Below are 15,035 nucleotides of genomic sequence, written 5' to 3' on the forward strand. Positions count from 1 at the left end.
CCTTGGCATCTCTTGCCGGATCCGGAGCCAACCCGCTCCGTGACCCCGCAGACCGACGGCTCCCGCGTATCGCGGGGCCGTCGGGCCTGGTCATCTTCGGCGTCACGGGCGATTTGTCCCGGAAGAAGCTCATGCCCGCCGTGTACGACCTCGCCAACCGCGGTCTGCTCCCGCCGGGCTTCTCGCTGGTCGGGTTCGCCCGCCGCGAGTGGAAGAACGAGGACTTCGCCCAGGAGGTCCACGACGCGGTCAAGGAGCACGCGCGCACGCCCTTCCGCGAGGAGGTCTGGCAGCAGCTGGTCCAGGGCATGCGTTTCGTGCAGGGCGTCTTCGACGACGACGACGCGTTCGAGCGGCTGCGCTCGACGATCGAGGAGCTCGACAAGGCGCAGGGCACGGGCGGCAACTTCGCCTTCTACCTGTCCGTGCCGCCGAGCTCCTTCCCGGTGGTCATCCAGCAGCTGAGGAAGCACCGGCTGGCCGACCAGGAGGGCGGCTCCTGGCGCCGCGCGGTCATCGAGAAGCCCTTCGGCCACGACCTCGCCTCGGCCGAGGAGCTCAACAAGGTCGTGCACGAGGTCTTCGCCCCGGACCAGGTCTTCCGCATCGACCACTACCTGGGCAAGGAGACCGTCCAGAACATCCTGGCGCTGCGCTTCGCCAACACCATGTTCGAGCCCATCTGGAACCGGTCCTTCGTGGACCATGTGCAGATCACCATGGCCGAGGACATCGGCATCGGCGGCCGGGCCGGCTACTACGACGGCATCGGCGCCGCCCGTGACGTCATCCAGAACCACCTGCTCCAGCTGATGGCCCTCACCGCCATGGAGGAGCCGGCCTCCTTCGACGCGGACGCGCTGGCCGCCGAGAAGACCAAGGTGCTCGGCGCGGTACGGCTGCCGAAGGACCTGGGCCTGGCCACCGTGCGCGGCCAGTACGCGCCCGGCTGGCAGGGCGGTGAGAAGGCCGTCGGCTATCTGCAGGAAGACGGCATCGACTCCAAGTCGAAGACCGACACCTACGCGGCCATCAAGGTGGAGGTCGACAACCGCCGCTGGGCGGGCGTCCCCTTCTATCTGCGCACCGGCAAGCGGCTGGGCCGCCGGGTCACCGAGATCGCGGTGGTCTTCCAGCGGGCGCCGCACTCGCCCTTCGACTCCACGGCCACCGAGGAGCTCGGCGCGAACGCGATCGTCATCCGCGTCCAGCCCGACGAGGGCATCACGGTCCGCTTCGGCTCGAAGGTGCCGGGCACCTCGATGGAGATCCGGGACGTGTCGATGGACTTCGCCTACGGCGAGTCCTTCACCGAGTCCAGCCCCGAGGCGTACGAGCGCCTCATCCTCGATGTGCTGCTGGGCGACTCGAACCTCTTCCCCCGCACGGAAGAGGTGGAGCTGTCCTGGAAGATCCTCGACCCGATCGAGCAGTACTGGGACAAGCACGGCAAGCCCGCCCAGTACCAGTCGGGCACCTGGGGGCCCGTCGAAGCCGACGAGATGCTCGAGCGAGACGGACGGAGCTGGCGCCGGCCATGAAGATAGACCTCACGGACACCACTGCCAGCAAGATCAACAAGGCGCTGGTGAAGGGCCGCCGGGCCATCGGCACCCCCGCCGTCGGCATGGTGCTCACCCTCGTCGTCGTGACGGACGAGGAGAACGCCTACGACGCCCTGAAGGCGGCGGGCGACGCGTCGCACGAGCACCCCTCGCGCACGCTCGTGGTCATCAAGCGGGTCTCGCGCTCGGCCCGGGGCCGGACCGCGTCCCGCCTGGACGCCGAGGTGCGGGTGGGCGCGGACGCGGGCACCGGTGAGACGGTCATCCTGCGGCTGTACGGCGAGGTCGCCGACCACGCCCAGTCGGTCGTCCTGCCGCTGCTGCTGCCGGACGCGCCGGTGGTGGTCTGGTGGTCGGTGGACGCCCCGCGCGATCCGGCGGGCGACCCGCTGGGCGCCCTGGGCCAGCGCCGGGTCACCGACAGCTACGCGGCCGAGAAGCCCATCAACGAACTGCGGGCGCGCGCCGAGAGCTACGAACCGGGCGACACCGACCTGGCGTGGGCCCGGATCACCCCGTGGCGCTCGATGCTGGCCGCGGCCCTCGACCAGATCTCCTGCGAGATCGTCTCCGCCGAGGTGGCGGGCGAGGAGTCCAACCCGAGCGTCGAGCTGCTCGCCATGTGGCTCGCCGACCGGCTCCACGTCCACGTCCGGCGCGCGGTCTCCGCGGGTCCCGGCCTGACCCAGGTCCGGATGGAGACCACCGCGGGCCCGATCACCCTGCACCGGTCGGACGGCGCGATGGCCACCCTGGCACTGCCGGGCCAGCCCGACCGCGCGGTGGCGCTCAAGCGGCGCAACACGGCCGAGCTGCTCGCGGAGGAGCTGCGCAGGCTCGACCCCGACGACACCTACGCGTCCGCCCTGCGCTTCGGGGTGGACCGGCTCGGCGGGATCTCCTCGGCGGAGGAGCGCGCCGAGGAGCGGGCCGGGGCGAGCGCCCAGCCCACGCCGGCCCTCCCGGTCCGCGGGGTGTCGGAACCGGCGGCCGCCGACCGCAAGCCCGCGCCGGCCACCGCGGCCGAGCCGCCCGCCGCGCCCTCGGGCGCCGGCGATGCGGACCGGCCCACTCCGGCGCAGATGCCCCCCGTCAGGAAAGCGGATCCGCAGTGAGCACCCCCCAGCTGGTCGTGCACCGCGACAAGGAGCTGATGGCGCAGGCCGCCGCGGCCCGCCTCATCACGAAGATCGTGGACGCCCAGGCCTCCCGGGGCCAGGCGTCCGTGGTCCTCACCGGCGGCCGCAACGGCAACGGTCTGCTGGCCGCGCTGGCCGCGGCGCCGGCCCGCGACGCCATCGACTGGGGCCGTCTCGACCTGTGGTGGGGCGACGAGCGGTTCCTGCCCGAGGGCGACCCGGAGCGCAATGTCACGCAGGCTCGCGAGGCACTGCTGGACTCCGTCCCCGTGGACCCCAAGCGCGTGCACGCCATGCCCGCGTCCGACGGTCCCTTCGGCCCCGATGTGGAGGCGGCCGCGGCCGCCTACGCCGAGGAGCTGGCCCGCGCGGCCGGCCCCGAGAACCATGGCGCCGTGCCCACCTTCGACGTCCTGATGCTGGGCGTCGGCCCGGACACCCATGTGGCCTCGCTCTTCCCGGAGCTGCCGGCCGTACGGGAGACCGAGCGCACGGTGGTCGGCGTGCGCGGGGCGCCCAAGCCCCCGCCGAACCGGGTCACCCTCACCCTCCCGGCGATCCGGGCGGCCCGTGAGGTGTGGCTGCTCGCGGCCGGCGAGGACAAGGCGCAGGCCGCGGCGATCGCCCTGTCCGGCGCGGGCGAGATCCAGGCCCCCGCGGCGGGCGCGCAGGGCCGGGCCCGCACCCTGTGGCTGCTGGACACCGCGGCGGCCTCCCGGCTCCCGCGGTCGCTGTACCCTCCCGCGTCTGCCTGACGCGTCCGCTCCACCCCGGAACCCGTACGGTCAACGGCCGTACGGGTTCTGTCCGTTGTAGGGCTGGTAGGGGCCGCCGCCGTACGGGTGCTGCGGCGGCGGGGTGTAAGGCGCCCCCTGGGGGTGGCCGTACGCGGGGCCGTAGGGCGGGGCGTACGGGGCGCCCTGCGGCGGGACCGGGGGCGGGGGTGCCGCGTGCGTCGGGGGCAGGGTGGCCGGGTGGGCCGCGAGGCGGATGCCGTAGCGCCGCTTGAGCCGGCTCGTCTCCAGCAGGGCGATGCTCGTCACGGTCAGCGGCGCGCCCAGGATGAAGACGATGCCCATGGTGAGGCTCAGCCCGTGCAGATCGCCCGTGACCAGGTCGGGGACGGCCATGAGCCAGGTCGTCACCGTGGCGAGCAGCGGCGGCAGGGACCGGTGGACGGCGGCCGTGCCGAAGAAGTTCCCGGACACCTGCACCGCTCCGTAGATCACCATGCCGGTCAGCCAGAGCGCCGCGAAGCCGAGCGGCACCAGCCAGAAGCCGCCGAGCGTCGTCGTGCCCTGCCACAGGAACACCAGCCCGACGACCGAGCCGATGAAGAACAGCAGCAGCTTGAGGGAGTTGAGGAGCGGCACCCGCAGCTGGCGGACGGTCCCGGTGCGCCGCCACACGAAAAGCATCACGCCGACCGTCAGCGGTGTGATGAAGAGGACGACGGCGGACGCCGTCAGCATGTTCTCCAGTACTTCTTCGAAGGCGAACTTGCGCTGCACGAAGGTGTACACGCCGAAGGCCGCGACGGCTCCGGCGATGATGCGCGCCTTCTTGAGCCGATCCACGGACGGGTCGACCGAGGCCGGGATCCACGCCGGGTGGTACAACGCCTGCGCCACCTGTTTCGGCTGCAGGATCGACCGCATCGACAATCGGTCGCTCATCCAGTTCCCGCGCGTGCCGGCCAACTTCCACTCCCCCGAGTCGTCGCTGCGTGATCCTCGCGGATCTTACGGGAAGCGGACGGACTCCCGCCGCCCGCTTCCCCGTTCCTTCCCGCGTCGCCTACGCGGCCGCTACCGGCCGCGCAGTTCCCGGTACTTGGCGACGAGCGCCTTCGTCGACCCGTCGAGGCCGGGTACGTCCGCGCCTTCCGTCAACGCCGGCTCGACGCGCTTGGCGAGGACCTTGCCCAGCTCGACGCCCCACTGGTCGAAGGAGTCGATGTTCCAGATCGCGCCCTGCACGAACACCTTGTGCTCGTAGAGGGCGACGAGCTGGCCGAGGACCGACGGGGTCAGCGCACGGGCCAGGATCGTGGTCGTGGGGTGGTCGCCCTTGAACGTCTTGTGGGCCACCAGTTCCTCGGGCACTCCCTCCGCGCGCACCTCCTCCGGGGTCTTGCCGAAGGCCAGCGCCTGGGTCTGCGCGAAGAAGTTCGCCATCAACAGGTCGTGCTGGGCGGCGAGTTCGGCACTGAGTTCGGCGGACGGCTCGGCGAAGCCGATGAAGTCGGCCGGGATGAGCTTCGTGCCCTGGTGGATCAACTGGTAGTAGGCGTGCTGCCCGTTGGTGCCCGGGGTGCCCCAGACGACGGGTCCGGTCTGCCAGTCGACCTCGCGGCCGTCCCGGCCGACGTACTTGCCGTTGGACTCCATGTCCAGCTGCTGCAGATAGGCGGCGAACTTGGACAGGTAGTGGCTGTAGGGCAGCACGGCGTGCGACTGGGCGTCGTGGAAGTTGCCGTACCAGACGCCCAGCAGGCCGAGCAGCAACGGCACGTTGGACTCGGCGGGGGCGGTGCGGAAGTGCTCGTCGACGAGGTGGAAGCCGTCGAGCATCTCGCGGAAGCGGTCCGGGCCGATGGCGATCATCAGCGACAGGCCGATCGCCGAGTCGTAGGAGTAGCGGCCGCCGACCCAGTCCCAGAACTCGAACATGTTGACGGTGTCGATGCCGAAGTCGGCGACCTTCTCGGCGTTGGTCGACAGGGCGACGAAGTGCTTGGCGACGGCGTCCGCGTCGCCCAGCGCGTCCAGCAGCCAGGTGCGGGCCGAGGTCGCGTTGGTGATCGTCTCGATGGTGGTGAACGTCTTGGACGCGATGATGAACAGCGTCTCGGCCGGGTCCAGGTCGCGGGTGGCCTCGTGCAGGTCGGCGCCGTCCACGTTCGACACGAAGCGGACCGTGAGGTCGCGGTCGGTGTAGCCGCGGAGCACCTCGTAGGCCATCGCGGGGCCCAGGTCGGAGCCGCCGATGCCGATGTTCACCACGTTCCGGATGCGCCGGCCGGTGTGCCCGGTCCAGGCGCCGGAGCGGACGCGGCCGGCGAAATCGGCCATCTTGTCGAGGACGGCGTGCACCGCCGGGACGACGTTCTCCCCGTCCACCTCGATCACCGCGTCGCGAGGGGCGCGCAGCGCGGTGTGCAGGACCGCGCGGTCCTCGGTGGTGTTGATCTTCTCGCCGCGGAACATGGCGTCGCGCAGGCCGAAGACGTCGGTGGCCGCGGCCAGCTCGCGCAGGTGCCGCAGCGTCTCGTCGGTGACGAGGTGCTTGGAGTAGTCGATGTGCAGGTCACCGACCTGCAGCGTGTATCCGGCGCCGCGCTCGGGGTCGGCGGCGAACAGCTCCCGCAGGCGCACCTCGCCGAGTTCCTCGCGGTGTTTGGCCAGCGCGGTCCACTCGGGCGTCTGGTTGAGCCTCGTACGGCCGTCTGCGTTCATGTCGGACTTCAGCTCTCTTTCCTCATCTGTCCCTTGCCCCGCCGCTCCAACCTAGTTGATCAGGAGGGGACGTGAGCCGTCGCGGCACCGTCGCGCGGGGCAACAACAGGTACGTCCGCCTTGCCCGCGGGTATCAACGCGGCGACGGCGAGTGCGAAGAGCAGGGCCGCCAGCAGGGCGGGCGTGTTGAGGCCGAAGGCCCGGGCCGCCGCTCCGCCGAGCAGCGCGCCCAGCGGCGCGCCGGAGGTGGAGGCCGTCCGGAAGGCGGCGGCGATGCGGCCCACCAGGGAGGCGGGGCTGCGCTGCTGCACGAGGGTGACCTGGTTGACGTTCCACACCATGTTCATGAGGCCGAGCAGCAGCATGCCGACGAGCAGTGCGCCGAGGTGCCGCACGGTGCCCATGAGCAGCAGCGACGCCGTCTGGACGGTCCCGCCGAGCAGCAGGGCCCGGGCCCGCCCGACGCGGCCCGCGATCCACTGGGCGAGGAACCCGCCGACGAGACTGCCGAGCGCGTACCCGGTCATCGCCGCGGCGAACCCGGTGTCGCCCGCGTGCAGCCAGCGCGTCACATGCAGCACCAGCGTGGCGATCAGGGCGCCCATGCCGATGTTGCACAGCAGGGTGGCCAGGCAGATCGACCGCAGGACGCCGTCGCCCCACAGATGGCGCAGGCCTTCGCCGATCTCCGCGCGCAGGGTGCTGCCGGCGGGGCGCGGCTCCCGCTCGGGCGGCCGTGTCCGCAGGGAGGCCACCAGGGCGGCGGCCAGCAGATAGGTGCCCGCGTCGGCCGCGAACGGCAGGAAGGCGCCGACGCCGAGCAGCAGCGGCACGACCGGGCCGGCCAGCAGACCGCCCGCGAGCTGTTGGCCGGTGAGCAGGCGGGCATTGGCCCCGCCGAGGGCCTCGGTGTCCACCAGGGAGGGCAGCAGGGCCGTGGCGGCGTTGTCGAAGAGCGTCTGAAGGGTCGTCAGCAGGAAGGCGAGGGCGAGCAGCAGCGGGACGGAGGCGTGGCCGAGGGCCACGGCGAGGGCGAAGGCGGCGACCAGCAGACCGCGCACGGTGTCCACCGCCCACATCGCGCGCCGCTGGTCCACCCGGTCGGCGACGGCCCCGCCGAGCAGGCCGAACAGCAGCCACGGGAGGTAGGAGCAGGCGGTCACGGAGGCGATGACCAGGGGATCGTCCGTGAGCTGGACGGCGAGCAGGGGCAGCGCGGTGGTCCGCAGCGCGTCCCCGAAGCGGGAGATCACGGCGGCGCTCCACAGCCGTCCGAACCCTCCGCGCCACGCGGGTGCGCGCACCCCCGCCGTACCGACCGCCGCCACAACTCCCCCTCCCGGTTCGCAGGTTCGCCGCATGACACGGGAACCGCTGTGAAAACCGTAGAGGGCGCCACTGACAATCGGTCCGCGCAGCAGCCTCTGCGCCCGGCCGAGCGGGCCGGGACAGCGTGAAACAGGTCCGGCCAGGCGCCCTGGGGCGCCCGGCCGGTCCTGGAAAGTCGCTAGATCTCGCCCCGCAGTTTGGCGAGCGCTTCGGCGAGGATCGCCTCGCCGTCCGCGTCGCTGCGCCGCTCCCGCACATAGGCGAGGTGCGTCTTGTAGGGCTCGGTGCGCGGCGGGTCCGGGGGGTTGTCCCGGTCCTGGCCGGCCGGGAATCCGCAGCGGGGGCAGTCCCAGGTGTCGGGGACCTGCGCGTCGCTGGCGAAGCTGGGCTGCGTCTCGTGTCCGTTGGAGCACCAGAAGGAGATGCGCAGACGGGGCGCGGACTCGCCCCGCTCGGCCTCGCCCATCGGCCCCGCCCCGACCCGGCTTCCTCGGATCGCGTTGCCACTTGCCACGGTCGTAACTCCCTGCGTGATGGTGCCGCAAAGCGAGTCGGCGTTTCGCTTCGCTGCGAGCGCCTCAGTCTACGTAAGGCCCAACGCGCGTCCAGTGATTGGAGTTACAGCTCCCACACCTAGACGCAAGCCCCATGATAGGCCGCGCTCAGCTGCGCGTACCGAACATGGGGCCTTACGTACCGGAATGTGCGTGCCTGTGCGACGCTGATCAGTTGTTCGTCTTCATGAGGAGGCCGAGGACGATGATGGTGGCGAACCACAGGGTGCCGACCACGACGGTGATGCGGTCGAGGTTGCGCTCGGCGACCGAGGAGCCGCCGACGGAGGACTGCATGCCGCCGCCGAACATGTCGGAGAGGCCGCCGCCCTTCCCCTTGTGCATCAGCACCAGCAGCATCAGCAGGAGGCTGAAGACGATCAGGGCGATCGAGAACCCCAGAACCACGGCTGGACCAACTTCCTCGGAATCGGATTACGACGGGGGCACGGCACGACGGCCATGCCCCCGCAAGGGTACGACGGATCGCCGCTACCGCATACTCACTGGTCGCGGAAGCGCACGATCTTGACGAACTCGTCGGTGTCCAGCGAGGCGCCGCCGATCAGCGCGCCGTCGATGTCGGCCTGCGCCATGATCTCGGCGACGTTGCCGGACTTGACGGAGCCGCCGTACTGGATGCGGACCCCGTCGGCCAGCTCCTGGCTGTAGAGCTCGGCGAGCTTGGCGCGGATGGCGGCGCAGACCTCCTGCGCGTCCGAGGCGCCGCAGACCTTGCCGGTGCCGATGGCCCACACCGGCTCGTAGGCGATCACGACGGACTCGGCCTGCTCGGCCGGGAGGTCCTGCAGACCGCCCTCGACCTGGGCGAGGGTGTGGGAGACGTGGTTGCCCGCCTCACGGACGTCCAGTTCCTCGCCCACGCACAGGATCGGGGTCAGACCGTGCTTGTAGGCGGCCTTGACCTTGGCGTTCACGACGTCGTCGGTCTCGTTGTGGTACTGACGGCGCTCGGAGTGGCCGATGGCCACGAACGTGCACTTCAGCTTGGCGAGCATCGGGCCGGAGATCTCGCCGGTGTAGGCGCCGGAGTCCTGCGCCGAGATGTCCTGGGCGCCGTACTTGATCTTGAGCTTGTCGCCGTCGACGAGCGTCTGTACGGAGCGCAGGTCGGTGAAGGGCGGCAGGACGGCGACCTCGACGGCCTCGTAGTCCTTGTCGGCCAGGGCGAAGGCGAGCTTCTGGACATGGGCGATGGCCTCGAGGTGGTTGAGGTTCATCTTCCAGTTGCCCGCCATCAGCGGCGTGCGAGTGGTCATACGGGGTCAGTCCTCCAGTGCGGCGAGGCCGGGGAGCGTCTTGCCCTCGAGGTATTCGAGGGAGGCGCCGCCGCCGGTCGAGATATGGCCGAATGCGTTCTCGTCGAAGCCCAGGATGCGGACGGCCGCGGCGGAGTCGCCGCCGCCGACGACCGTGAAGGCCGGGGAGTCGACGAGGGCCTGGGCGACCTCTTTGGTGCCCTCGGCGTAGTCGGGGTGCTCGAAGACGCCCATGGGGCCGTTCCAGAAGACGGTGGCGGCGTCGGCGAACTTCGAGGCGTACAGCTTGCGGGTCTCGGGACCGATGTCCAGACCCTCCTGGTCGGCGGGGATCGCGTCCGCGGCGACGGTGGCGGGGTTCGTCGGGGCCTTGGCCTTCAGGTCCGGGAACTCGGTGGAGACGAGGACGTCGACGGGCAGGACCAGCTCGACGCCGGTCCGCTCGGCGCGCCGCAGGTACTCCTGCACGACCGGGACCTGGTCCTCCTGCAGGAGGGAGATGCCCACCTCGTGGCCCTGGGCCTTGAGGAAGGTGTAGGCCATGCCGCCGCCGATGAGGATGCGGTCGGCCTTGCCGAGGAGCTCGTCGATGACGGCGAGCTTGTCGGAGACCTTGGCGCCGCCGAGGGCGACGACGTAGGGCCGCGCGACCTCATCGGTGAGCTTCTTCAGGACGCCGACCTCGGTGGCGATGAGGAAGCCGGCGGCGTGCGGCAGCCGGGCCGGGAGGTCGTAGACCGAGGCGTGCTTGCGGTGCACCGCGCCGAAGCCGTCGCCGACGTAGACGTCGGCGAGCTCGGCGAGCCGGTCGGCGAAGGCGCCGCGCTCGGCGTCGTCCTTGGCCGTCTCGCCCGCGTTGAAGCGCAGGTTCTCGATGACGGCGACCTGGCCGTCGGTCAGGCCCGCGACGACCGAGCGCGCGGACTCGCCGACGGTGTCGGTCGCGAAGGCCACGGCGGAGCCGAGGAGCTCGCCCAGCCGGGCGGCGGCGGGGGCGAGGGAGAAGGCCGGGTCCGGCGCGCCCTTGGGACGGCCCAGGTGGGAGGCGACGACCACCTTGGCGCCCGCGTCCGCGAGGGCCTTGACGGTGGGCAGGACGGCGCGGATGCGGCCGTCGTCGGTGATGGCGCCGCTCTCGAGCGGCACGTTGAGGTCGGCGCGGACGAAGACCCGCTTGCCTGCGACGCCTTCGGCGAGAAGTTCGTCGATCGTCTTCATAGAGAGGGCTCCCGAGGAGGACTTGTCGTGCTCGTGATCGTAAGAGGGCTGATCTGTACGTGACTCAGGGCCCGGACGGCGCGTCGCTGCGCCGCCCGAGCCCTGTGCTCACATCGAAGTGCCTGATCCGACGATCAGAGCTGTCCGCCGACGAAGACCGTGAGGTCGACGAGGCGGTTGGAGTAACCCCACTCGTTGTCGTACCAGCCGAGGATCTTCACCGTGTTGCCCTCCTGGACCATGGTCAGGGAGGAGTCGAAGGTGCAGGAGGCCGGGTCGCTGACGATGTCCGAGGAGACGATCTCGTCCTCGGTGTAGGCCAGGTAGCCCTTGAGGTCGCCGTCCTCGGAGGCCTTCTTGAACGCGGCGTTGACCTCGTCCTTGGTGACCTCGCGCTGCAGCGTCACGACCAGGTCGGTGGCCGAGCCGGTGGGGACCGGGACGCGCATCGCGATGCCGTCGAGCTTGCCCTTGAGCTGCGGGAGGACCAGGGCGGTGGCCTTCGCGGCGCCCGTCGTGGTCGGGATGATGTTCTCGGCGGCGGCGCGGGCGCGGCGCAGGTCCGAGTGCGGGAAGTCCAGGATGCGCTGGTCGTTGGTGTACGCGTGGACCGTCGTCATCAGACCCTTGACGATGCCGAAGTTCTCGTCGAGGACCTTGGCCATCGGCGCCACACAGTTGGTGGTGCAGGAGGCGTTGGAGATGACGTGGTGGTTCGCCGGGTCGTATTTGTCCTGATTGACACCCATCACGATGGTGATGTCCTCGTCCTTGGCCGGAGCCGAGATGAGGACCTTCTTGGCGCCGCCGGCGATGTGCTTCTCGGCGTCGGCCTTCTTCGTGAAGATGCCCGTCGACTCGATGACGATGTCGACGCCGAGCGCGCCCCACGGGATGTCGGCGGGGTTGCGCTCGGAGAGCACCTTGATGGTGTGACCGTCGACGGTGATCGTGTCGGCGGTGTGCGACACCTCGGCCTTGAGGCGGCCCAGGATGGTGTCGTACTTCAGGAGGTGTGCGGTGGTCGCGGTGTCACCCAGGTCGTTGACAGCCACGATCTCGATGTCAGCACCCTGCTCCAGCAGCGCGCGGAAGTAGTTACGACCGATGCGGCCAAAGCCGTTGATGCCTACGCGGATCGTCACGAACCGATCTCCTCGTTGATACACCGGCTATGCGGTGCCGGCGAGCTGTATTTGGGATGTCCCCGACCACCCACGACCCTACCTCTCCGCGGGCCCCGTGGTGACATCGAGTCGCCCCATACACGGCAGGACGGTCCGTACCCGCCAGTAGGGGTACGGACCGCCCGGGCCTGAAGCCCTCGTCACTCGATTTGGTCACGAACTTTCACACGGGGTTGACTGTGGCGTGTCACCCCTCAAGTGAGTCGAGGGCCTTTCCGATGAGCGTTTTTCGGTCGGCCGCCGAGGTCAGGTGCTCCAGGCCGAAGCCCAGCAGCACGGTGTCGTCGGTGGTGACCGCTCCATAGGTCTGGAAGAGGGTGCCGGTGCGGGTCCAGTCCTTCAGCACGGCCGGGCTGCCCGCGGGCGGACCGCCGACCTGCCAGGCGCCGAGCGAGGTCTCGAAGCCCTCGGTGCCGGTGGCCGTGCCGCCGACGACCAGCGAGGCGTCGTCGGCGAGGACGCCGTGGCCGCCGCTGCCGGGGTCGGTGACGTAGGAGATCGCGACCTCCACCTTCTTGCCCGCGTACGCGCTGAGATCGAAGTTCACCTGCTGCCAGCCGTTGGAGGCGCCGGTGAAGGCGTTCCAGGAGCCGGTGGCGCCGGCGGCGGTGCAGCCGCCCGAGGCGACGGTGAGGTAGTGCCGCAGCCACGGGTGCTCGCCGACGTAGAAGCCGGCCCCGCACTCCGCCGGCACGACGGCGCTGGTGGCGCCGCCCGCCTCGGGGAGCGTGGTCCAGTCGTCGGCGCCGACCGTGTGGACCTCGACGATCGCGTTGTCGTAGCCGGGCTCGGTGTCCCACAGCAGTTGGCTGCGCAGGGTCGGGGCGCTCGCCGCTCCGACGCCCGTGAGGTCGACGGTGCGGACGAGGCGCTTGTAGGCGTCGTCGGTGTGCACCGCGGCGGCCATGTACGAGCCCGCGTACGGCCCGTACGGGTTGACCGTCCCGGCGAACCGGCCCGCGCCCGCGCTGGCGAACTGCGGGTACGTGGCGGCGGGCAGTTCGTCCGAGGTGACCCCGTAGGTGCCCGCCCTGTCGAGCGGGTTGCCGGCCGCCGGGCCGAGGGCCGCGCTCAGGCCGCCGAGCTTCCCGGAGCCGGTGAAGCCGGTGGCGCCGGGGGTCGACGTACGGGAGTAGGCGCCCAGGTAGTACTGGCTGAAGTCGTCCGACGGCGTGCCGTCGCCGAGGTCGACCGCGCCGCCCGCCCGCTCGCCCGCCTCGATCAGCTTGCCGCCCTCGTTGAGGAAGGCGCGCAGTTCGAGCTGGGTCGGATTGCCGGGGACGCCCGCCCCCGTGTAGTGGACGACCGTGCCGAAGTGGCTCAGCACGCCGAGCGCGTCGGGCGCGCCCTGCGCGGCGACGTCCCAGACGACCGCCCGGCGGCCGTTGGCCTTCAGCGCGTCGACGTAGGTCTGCGCCTGCGTGGCGGCGGCGCCCTCCTCGGCGACGACGAGGGTGTCGGCCTTGGGCCGCGCGGCGACCGTGTAGGTGAAGCGCGAGCTGGAGACCTTCTTGCCGTCCTTGGTCTCGCCCGTGAACCACACCTCGACCCTGTCGCCCGGTTCGCCGTCTCGCACCTTGGCGCGGTACTCGTCGAAGTACAGGTTGTCGTCCCCGCCGTAGGTCTCGCCGCCCTTCCAGGCCTTGAGCGCCTGGTCGTGCGTACGGCCGCCGTTGACGCGGTACTTGAGCTCCTTGTCGCGGATCGCCTTGCGCGCGACGACGGAGACCTCCTGGTCGGCCCCGCGCGCGTAGGACGTGCTGAACGGCGCCGGGGTGAAGTCGGCGGCGCTCAGGCCGACCGAGGACTTCGGCTGGTCGGGGCGGGCCGCCGACTCGGCGACGGAGAGCGCGAACGGGATGTTCTTGGCGAACTCGTCCTGGATCAGCTTCTCGTCGTCCGGGAAGTTGAAGCCCGACTGGCAGTCGGCCGCGTTCCACTGGTCGTTCGGATCGAGGTCCGACGCGGTCTGACACGTCGACATCTCCGGGGTGAACATCGCCGTGCCGTTGACGTTCGCCGCGTGGCCGTCCGCCTCGCCGTTGGTCGTGTACAGCTCCGAGGACACCTGCGGGTGGTAGCCCGGGATCGCGGAGTTGTCGGGGGTGCCGGCGAGCGTCTCGTAGACGACGTCGTCCGGGGTGTCGGTGGCGACCTGCCAGCCGACGCCGTAGAGGAGGAGTTCGGCGGCGGAGTGGTAGTTGATGCCGTACGTGAAGCCGATCCGCGCCTCGAACGCGTCGAGCGCCTTCGTCTCGGGCTCGGAGCCGGGGCTCGCGCCTCGGTAGGTCTGACTGGTGGGGTTGGGGGACGAACCCTCGTCGTCGTAGCCCCACTTGTAGGCGAAGTTGCGGTTGAGGTCGACGCCGTCGCCGGTGGTGATCGCGCCGTCGCCGTTGACGTCCCGCAGGTTCTTGCGCCACAGCCGGTTGTCGTCGCTCTGGAAGGTGTGGTCGTAGCCGTCGGGGTTGGCCGACAGGACGAACCACAGCTCGGTGGAGTCGACGATCTTCTTGATCCGCCGGTCGGTGCGGTAGTTGTCCAGGTAGTGGTGCATCAGCCGCCGGGTCATCTCCGGGGTGATCCACTCACGGGCGTGCTGGTTGGACATGTACAGCACCGCGGGCTTGGCGCCGTCCTTGGAGCTCTTCGCGTTCTTGGTCAGTTTGACCGCGAGGATGTCCTGGCCGTTCACCGTCCTGCCGAGGGAGACGACCTTCGTCAGGCCCGGGTTCTCCCGGCCGGTGCGGAGGATCTCCTCCCGCAGGCCGCCGGCGCCGCTGTAGGGGCGGAACACCCCGTCCGAGGCCGCCTCCACGCGGTTCTCGGCGCGGGCGGAGAGGGTGTGCTCGGTGAGCTCGACCCCTTGCTTCCCGAGTTTCTTCGCCTGTTCGTCGGTCAGGAACACCTCGACGGTGGCGGTGCCCTGCTCGGGAGCCTGCTCGCTCAGTTCGTGGCCGTCCTGGCCGGCCGCCAGCAGCAGGGGCACCTGCTGCTTGGTGACCTCGGCGCGGAAGACCTTGACCTCGTCCGGGTCGGGCGTGGGCGAGCTTGCGGGCTGTGCCTGGGCGATGGGCGCGAGCGCCGCTCCGCCGAGCAGCAGCGCGCCGACAGCGAGGATCGATCTCGCTCTGCGTCTCATGAAACCCCCTGGCGTGAGTTCGCCACGGCAGCGAACTCTGCCAGGCTCATGACAGTTCATGATCCAGTCAAGAGCGCCTCAAAGCCGCGCAAATGCCGGGCCACCCGCGACCAACGCCCCGTACAACACCGTCACACCGGCATCGAACGACACCGAAGCATGC

At 70.6% G+C, this 15,035-nt stretch carries 12 protein-coding genes; 3 read left to right on the forward strand and 9 right to left on the reverse strand.

Going from position 1 to position 15,035, the window contains the following annotated elements:
- The first annotated feature begins 2 nt into the window (after positions 1–2).
- Genes zwf through pgl form a run of 3 tightly spaced genes read left to right on the forward strand, consistent with a single transcriptional unit; the run spans position 3 to position 3,459 of the window.
- On the forward strand, positions 3–1,541 hold the full coding sequence (zwf, locus tag ACWCPF_RS21015) for a glucose-6-phosphate dehydrogenase (RefSeq protein ID WP_451046556.1): 1,539 nt from the start codon (positions 3–5) through the stop codon (positions 1,539–1,541).
- Positions 1,538–2,680, forward strand: coding sequence for a glucose-6-phosphate dehydrogenase assembly protein OpcA (gene opcA, locus ACWCPF_RS21020; RefSeq protein WP_451046557.1), 1,143 nt, complete (start codon positions 1,538–1,540; stop codon positions 2,678–2,680). The genes zwf and opcA overlap by 4 nt, the downstream gene beginning before the upstream one ends.
- Complete coding sequence (gene pgl, locus ACWCPF_RS21025; protein ID WP_451046558.1) at positions 2,677–3,459, forward strand: 6-phosphogluconolactonase; 783 nt, start codon at positions 2,677–2,679, stop codon at positions 3,457–3,459. The genes opcA and pgl overlap by 4 nt, the downstream gene beginning before the upstream one ends.
- Positions 3,460–3,489: 30 nt before the next feature.
- On the opposite strand, the gene ACWCPF_RS21030 is transcribed toward pgl, so the two are convergent.
- From ACWCPF_RS21030 to ACWCPF_RS21070, 9 genes are all read right to left on the reverse strand, one after another.
- Positions 3,490–4,380 carry a DUF3824 domain-containing protein gene (locus ACWCPF_RS21030; protein WP_451046559.1) on the reverse strand — a complete coding sequence of 297 codons (891 nt, stop codon included), beginning with the start codon at positions 4,378–4,380 and terminating at the stop codon, positions 3,490–3,492.
- A gap of 132 nt (positions 4,381–4,512) precedes the next feature.
- Positions 4,513–6,162: a glucose-6-phosphate isomerase gene (gene pgi / locus ACWCPF_RS21035; RefSeq protein WP_451046560.1), complete on the reverse strand. Its 1,650-nt coding sequence runs from the start codon at positions 6,160–6,162 to the stop codon at positions 4,513–4,515.
- A 59-nt stretch (positions 6,163–6,221) separates the two neighbouring features.
- The gene (locus ACWCPF_RS21040; protein ID WP_451046561.1) at positions 6,222–7,415 is read right to left on the reverse strand and encodes an MFS transporter; all 1,194 of its coding nucleotides are present in this window, start codon (positions 7,413–7,415) and stop codon (positions 6,222–6,224) included.
- 254 nt (positions 7,416–7,669) lie between these two features.
- Complete coding sequence (locus ACWCPF_RS21045) at positions 7,670–8,005, reverse strand: RNA polymerase-binding protein RbpA (RefSeq protein WP_003957010.1); 336 nt, start codon at positions 8,003–8,005, stop codon at positions 7,670–7,672.
- A gap of 211 nt (positions 8,006–8,216) precedes the next feature.
- Positions 8,217–8,453 carry a preprotein translocase subunit SecG gene (gene secG, locus ACWCPF_RS21050; protein WP_451046562.1) on the reverse strand — a complete coding sequence of 79 codons (237 nt, stop codon included), beginning with the start codon at positions 8,451–8,453 and terminating at the stop codon, positions 8,217–8,219.
- A 95-nt stretch (positions 8,454–8,548) separates the two neighbouring features.
- Positions 8,549–9,325 carry a triose-phosphate isomerase gene (tpiA, locus tag ACWCPF_RS21055; protein ID WP_451046563.1) on the reverse strand — a complete coding sequence of 259 codons (777 nt, stop codon included), beginning with the start codon at positions 9,323–9,325 and terminating at the stop codon, positions 8,549–8,551.
- Positions 9,326–9,331: 6 nt separating this feature from the next.
- On the reverse strand, positions 9,332–10,543 hold the full coding sequence (locus tag ACWCPF_RS21060; protein ID WP_451046564.1) for a phosphoglycerate kinase: 1,212 nt from the start codon (positions 10,541–10,543) through the stop codon (positions 9,332–9,334).
- A gap of 134 nt (positions 10,544–10,677) precedes the next feature.
- Complete coding sequence (gene gap, locus ACWCPF_RS21065; protein WP_451046565.1) at positions 10,678–11,688, reverse strand: type I glyceraldehyde-3-phosphate dehydrogenase; 1,011 nt, start codon at positions 11,686–11,688, stop codon at positions 10,678–10,680.
- A gap of 229 nt (positions 11,689–11,917) precedes the next feature.
- Positions 11,918–14,872: a M14 family zinc carboxypeptidase gene (locus ACWCPF_RS21070; RefSeq protein ID WP_451046566.1), complete on the reverse strand. Its 2,955-nt coding sequence runs from the start codon at positions 14,870–14,872 to the stop codon at positions 11,918–11,920.
- Positions 14,873–15,035 lie beyond the last annotated feature (163 nt).

It is taken from the genome of Streptomyces sp. NPDC001858 (assembly GCF_053594615.1).